Source organism: Flavobacterium okayamense, assembly GCF_019702945.1.
In the GTDB taxonomy this organism is placed as follows: Bacteria; Bacteroidota; Bacteroidia; order Flavobacteriales; family Flavobacteriaceae; genus Flavobacterium; species Flavobacterium okayamense.
In genome coordinates this window covers 461,829-476,539 of record NZ_AP024749.1, presented here as the reverse complement: position 1 = coordinate 476,539, position 14,711 = coordinate 461,829, and the positions used below count along the sequence as shown (strand labels likewise).

The 14,711-nt window shown below is 32.3% G+C and carries 15 protein-coding genes; 10 read left to right on the top strand and 5 right to left on the bottom strand.

The window, feature by feature from the left end; all coding sequences use genetic code 11:
* Positions 1–35: 35 nt before the first annotated feature.
* A complete protein-coding gene (locus KK2020170_RS02225) occupies positions 36–467 on the bottom strand; it encodes a tellurite resistance TerB family protein (RefSeq protein ID WP_221259182.1) in 432 nt (143 codons plus the stop codon).
* 136 nt (positions 468–603) lie between these two features.
* Between KK2020170_RS02225 and KK2020170_RS02220 the strand changes: the two genes are divergently transcribed.
* Genes KK2020170_RS02220 through KK2020170_RS02210 form a run of 3 tightly spaced genes read left to right on the top strand, consistent with a single transcriptional unit; the run spans position 604 to position 3,196 of the window.
* A complete protein-coding gene (locus tag KK2020170_RS02220; protein WP_221259181.1) occupies positions 604–1,197 on the top strand; it encodes a HupE/UreJ family protein in 594 nt (197 codons plus the stop codon).
* A gap of 2 nt (positions 1,198–1,199) precedes the next feature.
* On the top strand, positions 1,200–1,625 hold the full coding sequence (locus KK2020170_RS02215; protein ID WP_221259180.1) for a deoxycytidylate deaminase: 426 nt from the start codon (positions 1,200–1,202) through the stop codon (positions 1,623–1,625).
* Positions 1,625–3,196 (top strand): S41 family peptidase, encoded by a 1,572-nt coding sequence (locus tag KK2020170_RS02210; protein ID WP_221259179.1) that lies wholly within the window; start codon positions 1,625–1,627, stop codon positions 3,194–3,196. The genes KK2020170_RS02215 and KK2020170_RS02210 overlap by 1 nt, the downstream gene beginning before the upstream one ends.
* 96 nt (positions 3,197–3,292) lie before the next feature.
* Here the strand turns inward: KK2020170_RS02210 and KK2020170_RS02205 are convergent, their stop codons facing one another.
* The 4 genes from KK2020170_RS02205 to KK2020170_RS02190 are packed head-to-tail and all read right to left on the bottom strand — an operon-like array spanning position 3,293 to position 5,304.
* Positions 3,293–3,871: a hypothetical protein gene (locus KK2020170_RS02205; RefSeq protein ID WP_221259178.1), complete on the bottom strand. Its 579-nt coding sequence runs from the start codon at positions 3,869–3,871 to the stop codon at positions 3,293–3,295.
* Between the two features lie 47 nt (positions 3,872–3,918).
* Positions 3,919–4,527, bottom strand: coding sequence for an FAD-dependent oxidoreductase (locus KK2020170_RS02200; RefSeq protein WP_221259177.1), 609 nt, complete (start codon positions 4,525–4,527; stop codon positions 3,919–3,921).
* A complete protein-coding gene (locus KK2020170_RS02195) occupies positions 4,527–4,721 on the bottom strand; it encodes a hypothetical protein (protein ID WP_221259176.1) in 195 nt (64 codons plus the stop codon). Before KK2020170_RS02195 ends, KK2020170_RS02200 begins: the two co-directional genes overlap by 1 nt.
* A gap of 10 nt (positions 4,722–4,731) precedes the next feature.
* A complete protein-coding gene (locus KK2020170_RS02190) occupies positions 4,732–5,304 on the bottom strand; it encodes a MarC family protein (protein WP_221259175.1) in 573 nt (190 codons plus the stop codon).
* 123 nt (positions 5,305–5,427) lie between these two features.
* Between KK2020170_RS02190 and KK2020170_RS02185 the strand changes: the two genes are divergently transcribed.
* The 7 genes from KK2020170_RS02185 to KK2020170_RS02155 all read left to right on the top strand — a co-directional run bounded on the left by KK2020170_RS02185 (position 5,428) and on the right by KK2020170_RS02155 (position 14,678).
* A complete protein-coding gene (locus tag KK2020170_RS02185; protein WP_221259174.1) occupies positions 5,428–5,994 on the top strand; it encodes a DUF3109 family protein in 567 nt (188 codons plus the stop codon).
* Between the two features lie 272 nt (positions 5,995–6,266).
* Complete coding sequence (locus KK2020170_RS02180) at positions 6,267–7,244, top strand: ribonucleotide-diphosphate reductase subunit beta (RefSeq protein ID WP_221259173.1); 978 nt, start codon at positions 6,267–6,269, stop codon at positions 7,242–7,244.
* A gap of 98 nt (positions 7,245–7,342) precedes the next feature.
* Positions 7,343–9,751, top strand: coding sequence for a ribonucleoside-diphosphate reductase subunit alpha (locus tag KK2020170_RS02175; RefSeq protein ID WP_221259172.1), 2,409 nt, complete (start codon positions 7,343–7,345; stop codon positions 9,749–9,751).
* A gap of 6 nt (positions 9,752–9,757) precedes the next feature.
* The gene (locus tag KK2020170_RS02170) at positions 9,758–10,267 is read left to right on the top strand and encodes an RDD family protein (protein WP_221259171.1); all 510 of its coding nucleotides are present in this window, start codon (positions 9,758–9,760) and stop codon (positions 10,265–10,267) included.
* A gap of 100 nt (positions 10,268–10,367) precedes the next feature.
* Positions 10,368–10,601 carry a hypothetical protein gene (locus KK2020170_RS02165; protein ID WP_221259170.1) on the top strand — a complete coding sequence of 78 codons (234 nt, stop codon included), beginning with the start codon at positions 10,368–10,370 and terminating at the stop codon, positions 10,599–10,601.
* Between the two features lie 9 nt (positions 10,602–10,610).
* On the top strand, positions 10,611–11,948 hold the full coding sequence (locus KK2020170_RS02160; RefSeq protein WP_221259975.1) for a deoxyguanosinetriphosphate triphosphohydrolase: 1,338 nt from the start codon (positions 10,611–10,613) through the stop codon (positions 11,946–11,948).
* A 75-nt stretch (positions 11,949–12,023) separates the two neighbouring features.
* Entirely contained in the window at positions 12,024–14,678 is a 2,655-nt protein-coding gene (locus KK2020170_RS02155; RefSeq protein WP_221259169.1) for a T9SS-dependent M36 family metallopeptidase, read from the top strand.
* Positions 14,679–14,711 lie beyond the last annotated feature (33 nt).

The window sequence follows — 14,711 nt, the reverse complement described above, 5'->3', positions numbered from 1 at the left end:
ATGATAAAAAAAAATCCCGCAATTGCGGGATTTTTTTATTTGTTCATGTTTTGCATTTCGAAGATAAATGTATCTAAATCTACATTTAAAACTAAAAGTGATAAAGATTTATCTACAATATAGCTTACGTTGCTTGGTGTAAAGCCTAAAGCTAAAGCAAAACGTGTTAAAATATCTTTTTGTTTTGGACCTAAAACGTGATCTGCATAAACCATACGTGCTAAATCATACAAACGCTCTAAACGGTGTACATATAAAACCGGAGGATTAATAGGATATTTTGTAGGGTTTTCAAGAATTTCTTCATATTCTGATTGAGAAATTTCAAGACGAACCGCAAGTTTGTCTAAGAATTGTTTTTCTTCAGAAGTTAATTCGCCATCAGACAAGGCAACTCTTACAATTGCTGAAAAATGACCTTTGTTACGATTTTTAAATCCGCTATCAAATAAATCTGAAATTGACATGTGTATAAATTTTAGTTTTGCAAACTTACGTAAATTTTGATTTTGTATAAAACAAAAGCCTTTCTTTTTGTGTTAAGAAAGTTCAATTTTTATAAAATATATTGTAAGTTTGGATTTCCCCATAAAAACAGTTTATATGTCAGAATTTTGGTTGTATTTTAAGTTAGGACTTAACCACGTTTTAGATATACATGCTTACGATCATGTATTGTATTTAATTGCGCTTATGGTTCCTTATGCCTTTAAAGATTGGAAACGCGTTTTATTGTTGGTTTCACTATTCACAGTTGGACATACTTTAGCATTAATGCTGTCAGTTTATGGAGTAGTTTATATAAACCCGAGTCTTGTCGAGTTTTTAATCCCAATTACAATTTTGACAACTGCAGGATTTCATTTGTTTACTGCTGGAAAATCAGGAAAGAAAGAAAGTATTTCTTTTGTGGCTATAATTACTGTATTCTTCGGAATTATTCATGGATTAGGTTTTTCAAATTATTTTAAAACAATTTTACCAGGGAACGCTTCCGATAAGCTTTTGCCTTTGTTAGAATTTGCTTTAGGAATTGAAGCTGCACAGTTAGTCGTAGTATTTATAGTGTTGATTTTAGCTTATGTGGTGCAAACTTTTTTCAGATTTTCAAAAAGAGATTGGGCATTAGTGATGTCGGCATTTATAATTGGTGTAGTTTTGCCTATGATAATAGAAAGTGAAATTTGGAACAGATAAAAATGTCGCAAAAGAAATCAAAATACGATAAAGCCTATTTACGAATAGCAAAAGAATGGGGCCAACTCTCGTATTGTAAACGAAAGCAAGTTGGTGCGATTATTGTTAAAGATAGAATGATAATTTCAGATGGTTATAACGGAACTCCGTCTGGTTTTGAAAATTGTTGTGAAGATGATGAGGGCTTAACTAAATGGTATGTGCTTCATGCTGAAGCAAATGCAATTTCAAAAGTAGCGCGTTCTACACAATCTTGCGAAGGTGCAACGTTGTATATAACACTTTCACCTTGTAAAGATTGTAGCAAGCTTATACATCAATCGGGAATTAAAAGAGTTGTTTATCACGAAGAATATAAAGATTGTTCGGGAATAGATTTTCTAAGAAAAGCAGGTGTAGAAATTGAATTGATTACAGATTTAACATAATGTCATCCTCTCGTAAAATATTTTTTCCTTTAGCTTTGTCCATTGCTGTAGCATTCGGATTATTGCTCGGGAATAAATTGTCTCGAAATAACGATGTTGCTTCAACAGTTTCTGGTAAAAATAAATTAAATCGATTACTCGATTTTATCGACAGAGAATATGTAGATGATGTAAATACCGATTCTATTGTTGATATTACGGTAGATAAAATTCTCGAAAATCTCGATCCCCATTCCATCTATATCAATAAGAAGGATTTAGTTGCCGTTTCTGAAAGTATGAATGGAAATTTTGTGGGAATTGGTGTTAATTTCTACATGTATAAAGATACCGTTGCAATTATTAAAACCATAAAAGACGGACCTTCTGAAAAAGCCGGATTAAAAGCGGGTGACCGAATTCTTTTTGCTGAAAATTTCCAACTTTTCGATAAAAAGATTTCCAACGATACATTGTTTTCTAAGTTGAAAGGCGAAGTAGGTTCAGAAGTGAATTTGACCATTTTTAGAAAATCAACCAATAAAAAATTTAAACTGAAAGTTAAGCGCGATGTAATTCCTATTAAAAGTGTTGATGTTGCTTTGAAGGTTTCAGATGAGGTGGGTTATATTAAAATTAATCGCTTTGCTGAAACGACATATAACGAATTTCACAAAGGACTTTTAAAATTGAAAGCACAAGGAATAAAATCGTTAATTGTAGATGTTCGCGGAAACGGTGGTGGTTATCTAGAAATGGCTGAAAAAATTGCCGATGAGTTTTTAAAAGACAAAGAATTAATTGTTAAAACAAAAAACAAAAAAGGAAACGAAGATTTAAGTTTCGCCACTGAAGAAGGTGATTTTGAAAGTGGTAAGATTTATGTTTTAATTGATGAAAATACGGCTTCTGCAAGTGAAATTTTAGCCGGTGCTATTCAAGATAACGATAGAGGAACAATCGTTGGTCGTCGTTCTTTTGGTAAAGGTTTAGTACAACGCGAAATGCCACTTGGAGATGGTTCGGCGGTGCGATTAACTGTGGCGAGATATTACACGCCTTCAGGTCGTTCTATTCAAAAACCTTTTGAAGACAAAGCAGATGGTTACTTTAACGAATTTGAAAAGCGTTTTGCAAATGGCGAATTATACGAAGCAGATAGCATTAAAGTTGCCGATAGTTTAAAATACAAAACCATTAAAAAAGGACGAATTGTTTATGGCGGTGGCGGAATTATTCCTGATGTTTTTGTGCCATTAAGTTCAAATCATGGCGAAGAAGCAACTACGATGATAATGCAATCGGGCTTGGTTGATTATTTTGTGTTTGAAGAATTAGATAAAAATCGTGCTTTCTTCGAAAAGCTATCATTAGAGAATTTAAAAACTGAAATTTTTGCTAACGATAAGTATTTTAATGATTTTCAGAATTATGTTGCGCAAGGTGGATTCTTAATGGATTATTCTAACAAAGAAAAAATTCTAACGTATTTGTATGCTGAATTTGTTCGCCAACTTTTTAGTGACGAAGCGCACTATAAAATCATTTTGCAAGAAGACGCAATGGTGAAAAAGGTTTTGGAGTTAAAATAATGTTTTTTTTGTCATTCCGAGAGTAGTCGAGGAATCTCATAATCGAAAAAGATTCTTTCTAAATAGAAACAACAAGATTTTTAGTATTCAATTTATTTATTCATTACAACCAATTTTTGGTATACAAAACATTGGAGATAGACCGCCGGATATTTGAATTCCGATCTTTGTATTTTTAATATTGAAATATAGTACATTGTCATTAATATATTTTGGTAGGTTTTCTGGCATTCCCATATCGTAAACCATGATATTGTAATTATTATCAATGAATGCAATTTCACTTTTTCCTTTTGGTGATAAAAGTTCATTGATTCCAATTAGTTTAAAATTTGATATAACTTTATATGAGTTTGAATTATCAATATCATATATTTCACCTAAATATATTAATTCAGTTTTTGAATGTTTGTCTTCAATTATTTGAATTTTATTGATTGCTTTTGTGTGAGTGAATTTTTTATAAAATTTAAGTTTCTTTTTACTCTCAATAATTTTTTTATCTAATAATTCGCCTTTCATGCTTTCGCTGAAAACCAAAGTATCAATGACTAAAGAGTTTGTTTTGTTTTTAAGTTGTTGATTAACTTTTGATTTGTTTTCAAGATTAATTTTATCATTATTATGACAACTTAAGAATAAAAAAAATGAAAATAAAATTAAAGGATTTTTCACGATGTTTTAACAAATCAACGACTAAACAAAAAACAAATCAACAAAAACTACTTCCCAATAGCATCATGCACTTGTGCAAATTCACCATTATTCCATAAAGTCAAAATTTCAGCAGCAGCATTCGCACCACTTCCGGCAGCAATAGAAAGTTGGCTTCTGCAACCGGCCAAAGTTCCAGCTACATATAAACCTTCAGTTACTAAGTTTTCGGTATTCTTCAGTTGAATGCGGTTTTTAGAAGGAGCCGCTTTTTCATGTGGAATGATATAGTCTTCTAAACCTTCAATTGTCATTGGACTGTTAGAGTTTATGGCAACAACTACAATTTTCGTTTGGTATTCATTTTTATTTGTAGTGATTAAATAGCCAAAATCGGTTTTAGAAATTGCAGTTACTTTTTCTTTGTCAATTTGTTCAAGGTGAGGATAAAGTTCAGTCAGTTGTTCTAAGCTTTCACGAAGTAAATCACTTCCTAAAGTTCCTGCTTTAATTCCGTAAACATTATTGTAAATTCCTGTTTGAAGATAAGAAGCGCGTTGATGAGTAATAATGCCAATTTTTTTATTTTCGGCATAAGGTTTCTTAACCGCCGAACCTAAAAGTAAAGCTGTAGAAACTCCAGCGGCACCGCCACCAATGATTAGAACATCAAACATTATTTGGTTTTTTCTTCAACAGCTTTAGAAGCTTTGAAAATTAATAGCAAAACAATAGCACAAAGTCCAGCAATAACACCAATAAGCGCTATGGTACTATCGCCTTCAAAAGGTTTACTAAAATTAACTTTAGTTAAATTGAATCCGATTAAAGCAATCGCAATTGCAAAAACAATATATGAGAAAATTTTCATTTTATATTTTTTAAATAAACAATCCTTTTACATTAGCAGCAAACAATTTTACTGAAATTGCTAGCAATATTACGCCAAATATTTTACGTATTATCCCTAAACCATTTGCGCCTAATAATTTTTCAATCTTTCCAGAGGCTTTTAAAACACCATAAACTAATACGATGTTAATTAAAATCGCTACAATAATATTAATTTTTTCGTATTCGGCACGTAAAGAAAGTAACGTTGTCATCGTTCCGGCACCTGCAATTAACGGAAATGCAATTGGTACAATCGAAGCCGTCGTGGGGTTGTCTTCTTTGTATAAACGAATTCCTAAAATCATTTCAAGCGCTAAAAAGAACAATACAAACGAACCTGCAACAGCAAACGAGTTCGCGTCAATTCCAATAAGTTTTAAAATTTCTTCACCTACAAACAAAAAAGCAATCATTATAATTGCGGCAACTAAAGTTGCTTTTTCCGATTGAATGTGACCAACTTTACTTCGTAAATCAACAATAATAGGAATGCTTCCTACAATATCGATTACAGCAAATAAAATCATGCTAATGGTGAAAATTTCTTTCCAATCAAACATTTCAGTAAATTTTGAACAAAGATAAAGTAAACCAAATGAATACGTTTGTTATTTAACTATACATTATAAAAATTCAATTTCTAAACATCTAAATAAGTATCTTTGCAAAATAAATGTTAGTATATGTTTCAGCTGGAAAAAACAATTGTTTCTGAAGAACTTTTTGAAAAAGAATTTGTGTGTAATCTAAACGCTTGTCACGGCGCTTGTTGTGTTGATGGCGATGCAGGTGCGCCTTTAGATGAAGAGGAAACAAAAATTATGGCTGAAATTTATCCAAAAGTTAAACCATTTCTTCGTCCTGAAGGAATTAAAGCAATTGAAGAACAAGGAACACATGTGGTTTCTGATTTTGGTGAATTAGAAACGCCTTTAATTGATGGTAAAGATTGTGCGTATGTAATTTTCGATGGAAAAACTGCTTTATGCGGAATTGAACAAGCTTACAATCAAGGTGTGGTAGATTGGAAAAAACCTGTTTCATGTCATTTGTACCCAATTCGTGTAAAAGAATATTCAGATTTTGCAGCGGTTAATTACCATAAATGGCATATTTGTTCAGATGCTTGTTCTTTAGGTGAAGAATTAAGTGTTCCAGTTTACAAATTTGTAAAAGAAGCTTTGATTCGAAAATTTGGTCAACAATGGTATGACGAATTAGAAAAAGTAGCGGAAGAATTGAAGAAGTAAATTTTAGTTTTTTTTAAGATATCAAAAATCGTCTTAACGCTTGATTTATCACTTGTTAAGGCGATTTTTTTAGAACTTTTTATTATTTTTAAAATATTGACTATCAATATTTTAGACTCTCAAAAAGATTTTCTTGCAAATGTTTATATTGTTAAAAACTTGCTCAAATTGTGAATAAGTTTGACTTTGATTTTTTAATTCAAATGACAAACTTTGTAATCCCCTTATCACACAAATAATCAATTTTATAACAATATAAAAATCAATTAGCTATGTCTGTAGTAGAGCCTATTTTGCAAGAAAACAAAGATCGATTTGTAATTTTTCCAATTAAACACCACGATATTTGGGAATGGTACAAGAAACAAGAGGCTTGTTTTTGGACTGCAGAAGAAATTGATTTGCATCAGGATATTACAGATTGGAATACAAAATTAAACGATGATGAAAAGTTCTTCGTTAAGCATATTTTAGCATTTTTTGCAGCTTCTGATGGGATTGTGAATGAAAATTTAGCGGAAAACTTTGTAAGTGAAGTTCAATATACTGAAGCAAAATTCTTTTACGGGTTTCAATTAATGATGGAGAACATTCATTCAGAAACGTATTCCTTATTGATTGATACTTACGTTAAAGACGAAAAAGAGAAAAATGTTTTATTCAAAGCGTTAGAAAATTTTCCAGCAATCGCTAAAAAAGCAGAATGGGCTTTAAAATGGGTAGAGTCTGAATCTTTTGCAGAACGTTTAATTGCTTTTGCTGCTGTAGAAGGAATTTTCTTTTCAGGGGCATTCTGTTCAATTTTCTGGTTAAAGAAAAGAGGAGTTATGCCTGGATTAACATTCTCAAATGAGTTAATTTCTCGAGACGAAGGTATGCACTGTGATTTTGCTGTTCACTTACACAATAACCATTTAGTTAACAAGGTTTCAAAATCTAGAATTACTGAAATTTTAACTAATGCTTTAGATATCGAAAGAGAATTTATAACAGAAAGTTTGCCAGTTAGTTTAATTGGTATGAACGCCAAGTTAATGACGCAATATTTAGAGTTTGTAACTGATAGATTGTTAGTGGAACTTGGTTGTGATAAAGTTTACAATGTAACAAATCCATTCGATTTTATGGATATGATTTCGTTACAAGGAAAAACAAATTTCTTTGAAAAAAGAGTTTCTGAATATCAAAAAGCTGGCGTTTTAAATAACGATTCAGAAGGAAATAAAATTAGCTTCGACGCTGATTTTTAATAGAGGTCGTCTTACATTAAGAGAAACTATAAAAATGAATTTGGAAGTGAGCGAGACTTGCTTCCAAGTTCAAAATTCTAATTTTAAAATATAAAGGTATGTTCGTAGTAAAAAGAGATGGTAGAAAAGAGCCGGTAATGTTCGATAAAATTACTGACCGCATCCGTATGATGTGTTATGAGTTAAACGAATTAGTAGATCCTGTTAAAGTAGCTATGCGAGTTATTGAAGGATTATACGATGGAGTTACGACTTCCGAATTAGATAATTTAGCGGCTGAAACTGCCGCATCGATGACGGTAACACATCCAGATTATGCACAATTAGCTGCTCGTATCGCCGTTTCAAACTTACATAAGAACTCTAAAAAATCGTTTTCTGAAACGATGACCGATTTGTATGAGTATGTAAATCCTCGTACAGGTCAAGAAGCACCAATGTTATCGGATGAGGTGTACAATGTTATCATGGAAAATGCTGAGCGTTTAGATTCTAGTATTATCTATAACCGTGATTTTAACTATGACTATTTCGGATTTAAAACACTTGAACGTTCATACTTGTTAAAAATAAACGGTAAAATTGCCGAGCGTCCGCAACACATGTTAATGCGTGTTTCAGTGGGTATTCACTTAAATGACATCGATGCGGCAATTGAAACGTATGAGTTAATGTCTAAAAAATACTTTACTCATGCTACGCCAACGCTATTTAACGCGGGAACTCCAAAACCTCAAATGTCTTCATGTTTCTTATTAACGATGAAAGATGATAGTATTGACGGAATTTACGATACGTTAAAACAAACGGCAAAAATTTCACAATCAGCAGGTGGTATTGGTTTGTCTATTCACAATGTAAGAGCAACAGGTTCCTATATTCGTGGTACAAACGGTACATCTAATGGAATTGTGCCAATGTTACGTGTGTTTAATGATACGGCGCGTTATGTAGATCAAGGTGGAGGAAAACGTAAAGGTAGTTTTGCTATTTATGTAGAACCTTGGCATGCTGATATTATGGAATTCTTAGAATTGAAGAAGAACCATGGTAAAGAAGAAATGCGTGCTCGTGATTTATTCTATGCGATGTGGATTCCAGATTTATTCATGAAACGTGTAGAAGCAGATAGCACTTGGACGTTAATGTGTCCAAATGAGTGTCCTGGAATGTACGATGTGCACAGTGAAGAATTCGAAAAAATGTATTTGGATTATGAAGCGGCTGGAAAAGGAAGGAAAACAATTAAGGCTCGTGAACTTTGGGAAAAAATATTAGAATCTCAAATTGAGACAGGTACGCCTTATATGTTATATAAAGATGCTGCGAATAGAAAATCAAATCAAAAGAATTTAGGAACTATTCGTTCGTCTAACTTATGTACTGAGATTTTAGAATATACATCTGAAGATGAAATTGCAGTTTGTAACTTAGCTTCAATTTCATTACCAATGTTTGTGGAAGATGGGAAGTTCAACCACCAATATTTATATGATGTAACAAAACGTATTACACGTAACTTAAATAAGGTAATCGATAGAAATTACTATCCGGTTAAAGAAGCAGAAAACTCAAACATGCGTCACCGTCCTGTTGGTCTAGGTGTTCAGGGTCTAGCTGATGCTTTTATATTAATGCGTTTGCCATTTACAAGTGATGAAGCAAAACAATTAAACCAAGAAATCTTCGAAACTATTTATTTTGCAGCTGTAACGGCTTCAATGGAAATGGCTAAAGAAGAAGGAGCATATTCAACTTTTAAAGGTTCACCTATTTCTCAAGGAGAATTCCAATACAACCTTTGGGGATTAAACGATTCAGATTTATCAGGTCGTTGGGATTGGACTTCATTACGAAAAGAAGTAATGGAACATGGTGTGCGTAATTCATTGTTATTAGCGCCAATGCCAACAGCTTCAACTTCTCAAATTTTAGGTAATAACGAAGCTTTTGAGCCGTATACTTCAAATATTTATACACGTCGAGTTTTATCGGGTGAATTTATTGTAGTAAATAAACACTTATTACACGATTTAGTTTCATTAGGATTATGGAATGAGAACCTAAAACAAGAAATTATGCGTAATAACGGTTCAATCCAAAATATCGATGTGATTCCTCAAGATATTAAAGACTTGTATAAAACAGTTTGGGAAATGAGTATGAAAGACATAATTGATATGTCACGCCAACGTGGTTACTTCATTGATCAATCACAATCTTTAAACTTGTTTATGGAAGGTGCTACAATGGCAAAATTAACATCTATGCACTTCTATGCTTGGAAAAGCGGCTTAAAAACAGGAATGTATTATTTAAGAACAAAATCAGCCGTTGATGCTATCAAGTTTACATTAAATAATGAGAAAAAAGCACAGCCAAAACCTGAAGTAGAAGCTAATGCAGTGAATGTTGAAGCTGAAGGAATGAGCGCTGCTGAATTTAGAGCAATGCTTGAACGTTCTAAAAATGCTGGCCCAGAAGATTGTGAAATGTGTGGTTCTTAATATACAATGCAAAAGAGAATTAATAAATCTATACTCGAAAAAAGTAAGGCAAACGGTGGAAAGCGTTTTGCTAATTATATAGTAGACTATATAGTTCAATTAGTTTTGTTTACTGGAATAATGATGGTTATTGTATTGTTACAATTATACATAACCGGAAGTAATAGTATTGGCGAATGGTTTGATACCATTGGAAAAATTGAAGAGTATTTATTAGGTTATGTACTCATGGTAATTTATTATTTTGCAATGGAAAGCTTAGCTAAAGGTAAAACCATTGGTAAATTGATAACTAACACAAAGGTTGTAAATCTGTCAGGAGAAACTCCAGATACGGCAAATATTATGAAAAGAACCTTGTGTAGGCTTATTCCTTTTAATGCGCTATCTTTTCTAGGAAATGAAGCCAGAGGATGGCACGATTCATTATCTGATACTTATGTAGTAGATGCTAAAACTTTCGATATGGAAATGCAAAAGCAATTTGCCATGGAAGAAATTGGTTCTGAAAATTAAGTATAGAAATATTTTTAAAAACAGCCTTCAAATGAAGGCTGTTTTTATTTTTATAAAATTGCATTTCAATTCGTACATTTGAGAAAATATACATAAAAACATGTCGAGAGCAAATAAAGGTGTTTATACGGGAGTTATTGAGAAAGATGAAAATGGTAATTTTTTCTGTGGAGAGTATTTATTAGATTATAAATATGCAATGGCTAAATTTAATGTTGGTGACGAAATAACGATTAAATCAGTTATTGAAAACCCAAGTGATATTAGTTACGATGCTTATCCAAAAAAATCACGTGATTTCTTTTTAGCGAATGATAAACCCGAAAATAAATAAAATAGTATGATGCAATGGGAACAACTGTTGTCTTTAAAACGACAAGGCGACACTTCAAAAAGACTACGAAAAGAACAAGATGATACGCGTTTAGGTTTTGAAGTCGATTATGATCGTATCATATTTTCTTCAGCATTTCGCAGTTTGCAAGATAAAACACAAGTAATTCCTTTATCAAAAACCGACTTTGTTCACACCCGATTAACACATAGTTTAGAGGTTTCTGTTGTAGGTCGTTCACTGGGACGTTTAGTTGGTAAAAAAATTTTAGAAAAATATCCGCATTTGTCTGAAATTCATGGCTATCACATGAATGATTTTGGTGCAATTGTCGCGGCTGCGGCTTTAGCACACGATATCGGGAATCCTCCTTTTGGACATTCTGGAGAAAAAGCTATTGGAGAATATTTTAAAACAGGAAAAGGTCAGCAATTTAAAGAGAAGTTAACCGATAAGGAATGGCAAGATCTAATCGATTTTGAAGGAAATGCAAACGGGTTTTCTGTGGTTTCGTCTTCTCGTGAAGGAGTTGAAGGCGCATTGCGTTTAACTTATGCTACTTTAGGTGCCTTTATGAAGTATCCTAAAGAGAGTTTGCCAAAAAAACCAACTTCAAAAATTAGTGACAAAAAATACGGCTTCTTCCAACAAGATAAAGCGTTTTTCAAAGATGTAGCTTTTGAGTTAGGATTGATTTCAAATAAATCTGGAAATGATATTGGTTACGAAAGACATCCATTAGCGTATTTAGTTGAAGCGGCTGATGATATTTGTTATACTATTATCGATTTTGAAGACGGAATTAATTTAGGATTAATTGACGAAGAATTTGCGTTAGAATATTTAATTAAGCTGGTTAAAAACAATATTGATACTTCAAAATATAACGAACTTAAGACTAAAGAAGATAGGATTAGTTATTTACGAGCACTTGCAATTGGTAGTTTAATTAGTGATGCTGTAAACGTTTTTATGCAAAATGAAGAATTGATTTTAAAAGGTGAATTTCCTTTTGCATTAACCGATAAGAGTCAGTATAAAGCGCAAATGGATGACATAATTAAAGTTAGTGTAAAGCGTATTTATCAAAGTAAAGAAGTAATTGAAAAAGAAGTAATGGGTTACAAAGTAATCAGTTCTTTATTAGATGTATTTTGTACGGCTTTTAACAATAAAATGGAAGGTAACGAATCTAATTACGACAAGATTGTTTTAAAATTATTACCGGAAAGATTTTTATCAGAAAAAGAATCAATTTATCAACGATTGTTACATATATGTCACTATGTTTCTTTATTAACAGATGGAAAAGCAATCGAACTTTATAGGCTTATTAAAGGAATTTAACAAAAAAAAAAATTTTGTTTAAGAGCTAATTAATTATATTTGTGCTTATTATAAAAAATTTAACCTAAACTTAATATGAAAAAACAATTACTATTTTTGGTGTTTGGGATGCTAACATTTGGATGTTTTGCCCAAATTCCAACTGCTAAAATTCAAGATTATCTTGATGCTCATAGAGTTTCATTTGGATTGACTGTAGGAGATGTAGCAAACTGGAAGGTTGAAAGCACTACTAGTTCTAAAGCTACTGGAATTACTAATTATTACATTAACCAGACATTTCAAAATATTGAAGTTTATGGTTCTAATTCAAATATTTGGTATAAGAATGGTGAAGTTTTAGATGCAAAGATGAATTTTGTAAATAATTTAGCAACTAAAATAAATACTATTTCACCTAGTATTGATGTTTTGTCAGGATTAAACTACGCTCATATTGCATTAAATGAAAGTTTAATCTCTCATGAAATTATTCAGGTGTCAGATCAAAATAAATATTTGATTTCTAATGGTGCTTTAACTGAAGATTTTGTTAATGCAAAATTAGTTTTTCAAAATGTAAATAATCAATTAAAACTTGCATGGCATTATGAGTTTTATTCTCAAGATTATAAACATTTATGGAGTGTAAGAATTGATGCTTTAAATGGAGATTTACTTGAGAAGTTTGATGGTGTTTTAACATGTAATTTTGGTGATACTAACCATAAGAATCATAACCATACTAATTTTTTCTTTACTAAAAAAGGTTTTAAAGAATCTAATCTTTCGGCTTTAGATATTCAATCGGGTTCATACAGAGTTTATCCTTACTACATTGAAAGTCCAAATCACGGGAGTAGATCATTAATCTCAAATCCTCATGATGTAACTTCTTCTCCTTACGGATGGCATGATACTAATGGGGCTGATGGGGCTGAATTTACTATTACTAGAGGTAATAATGTTCATGCGCAAGAAGATATTAATGGAAATAATGGAACTGGTGCGAGCCCAGATGGTGGTGCTTCATTATTGTTTGATTATCCCTATGGAGGTAATGGCGTAACTGCGGATAATTATACTGATGCTGCTACTACAAATTTATTCTATATGAATAATATTATGCATGATGTATGGTATCATTACGGTTTTGATGAACCAAATGGAAATTTTCAACAAAATAATTACGGGAATGGTGGTGCTAATTCTCCATTTGGAGATTATGTTTTTGCTGACTCTCAAGATGGAAGTGGGACTAATAATGCGAATTTCTCTACGCCTTCTGATGGAACTAGACCAAGAATGCAAATGTTTTTATGGGATGTTGGACCAACACCTATGAATTTAGTTGTTAATTCACCTACTGGAGTTGCAGGAGAGTATTTTGTAGCAGATAATGTATTTAGCCCAGGACATATAGATTTACCAGCTATGCCTGGTTTAACAACAGATTTAGTTCTTTATGAAGATGCAACTCCAGATCAAACCGACGCATGTGAAGCTGCACTTAATTCTGCCATGATATCAGGAAAAATTGTTATAGTTAGAAGAGGTACTTGTCCGTTTACTCAAAAAGTCTTAAATGCACAAAATGCAGGTGCAGCGGCTGTTATAGTAGTGAATGATTATGGTCATTTAACTACTAATCCGGGTTGCACTGCTAGCTGTATTGATCCTAACCAATACGTTGGAATGTCAGGAGCTGATGCTTCTATAACAATACCAGCTGTTTTTGTTAACTACAATATTGGAGAGGCTATTATTGCCGCAATGTCATCAAATACAGTTAATGTAACATTAAGAAATCAAGATACTGGATTTATAAATGCTGATGGAGATTTTGATAACGTAGTTATTGCACATGAATATGGTCATGGAATTTCAACTCGATTAACAGGAGGGCCTGCTACAAGTTGTTTAAATAATCAAGAACAAATGGGCGAAGGATGGTCAGATTTCTTTGGTTTAATGATGCAAATGAAGTCTGGTGATCAACCAGAGGACGTTAAAGGAATTGGAACATACGTAGTAAGTGAGCCTACAAGTGGAACTGGAATTAGAACATATCCTTATTCAACTGATATGGGAATTAACCCATTCACTTTTGCAGATACAAATACTGAAGTTGTTCCTCATGGAGTAGGTTCTGTTTGGGCAACTATGTTATGGGATTTAGCGTGGGCATATGTTGGAAAATATGGTTATGATCCTGATATTTACAATGGTACTGGAGGAAATAATAAAGTAATGCAACTTGTTTTAGATGGATTAAAACTTCAAGGTTGTAGTCCAACATTTGTTTCAGGAAGAGATGCATTAATTGCTGCTGATCAAGCTACAACAGGTGGACAAGACTATTGCCTTATTTGGGAAGTTTTTGCTAGAAGAGGCTTAGGACAAAATGCTTCTTCTGGTGGTTCTAATAGTTCAACAGACCAAGTTGAAGATTTTACTGTTCCGCCAGCGGGTCCTAATTGTGTTTTATCTGCAAACTATTTTGACAATAAAGAATTAATTAAAGTTTATCCAAACCCATCTAATGGGATGTTAAACTTAAGAGTTAATAATTATTCAGGAGAGTTAACTGTTGAAATGTTTGATTTAAATGGAAGAAAAGTTTTCTCAAATACAGATGGGAATTTTTCAGTTGAAAAATCTTTAAATATTAATTCTCTACAATCTGGAGTTTATTTATTGAAGTTAACAGGAGACAATCTCACATTTACTCAGAAAGTAATTAAAAATTAAATTATAAAAAAAGAGCTTCATTTTGAAGCTCTT

Bases quoted from the DNA above. Each gene is read 5' to 3' on its own strand.
- KK2020170_RS02175 (WP_221259172.1), top strand. From the start codon at position 7,343: ATGTTCGTAGTAAAAAGAGATGGTAGAAAAGAGCCGGTAATGTTCGAT.
- KK2020170_RS02225 (WP_221259182.1), bottom strand. From the start codon at position 467: ATGTCAATTTCAGATTTATTTGATAGCGGATTTAAAAATCGTAACAAA.
- KK2020170_RS02180 (WP_221259173.1), top strand. From the start codon at position 6,267: ATGTCTGTAGTAGAGCCTATTTTGCAAGAAAACAAAGATCGATTTGTA.
- KK2020170_RS02185 (WP_221259174.1), top strand. From the start codon at position 5,428: ATGTTTCAGCTGGAAAAAACAATTGTTTCTGAAGAACTTTTTGAAAAA.
- KK2020170_RS02210 (WP_221259179.1), top strand. From the start codon at position 1,625: ATGTCATCCTCTCGTAAAATATTTTTTCCTTTAGCTTTGTCCATTGCT.
- KK2020170_RS02190 (WP_221259175.1), bottom strand. From the start codon at position 5,304: ATGTTTGATTGGAAAGAAATTTTCACCATTAGCATGATTTTATTTGCT.
- KK2020170_RS02215 (WP_221259180.1), top strand. From the start codon at position 1,200: ATGTCGCAAAAGAAATCAAAATACGATAAAGCCTATTTACGAATAGCA.
- KK2020170_RS02220 (WP_221259181.1), top strand. From the start codon at position 604: ATGTCAGAATTTTGGTTGTATTTTAAGTTAGGACTTAACCACGTTTTA.
- KK2020170_RS02200 (WP_221259177.1), bottom strand. From the start codon at position 4,527: ATGTTTGATGTTCTAATCATTGGTGGCGGTGCCGCTGGAGTTTCTACA.
- KK2020170_RS02195 (WP_221259176.1), bottom strand. From the start codon at position 4,721: ATGAAAATTTTCTCATATATTGTTTTTGCAATTGCGATTGCTTTAATC.
- KK2020170_RS02165 (WP_221259170.1), top strand. From the start codon at position 10,368: ATGTCGAGAGCAAATAAAGGTGTTTATACGGGAGTTATTGAGAAAGAT.
- KK2020170_RS02155 (WP_221259169.1), top strand. From the start codon at position 12,024: ATGAAAAAACAATTACTATTTTTGGTGTTTGGGATGCTAACATTTGGA.
- KK2020170_RS02160 (WP_221259975.1), top strand. From the start codon at position 10,611: ATGCAATGGGAACAACTGTTGTCTTTAAAACGACAAGGCGACACTTCA.
- KK2020170_RS02170 (WP_221259171.1), top strand. From the start codon at position 9,758: ATGCAAAAGAGAATTAATAAATCTATACTCGAAAAAAGTAAGGCAAAC.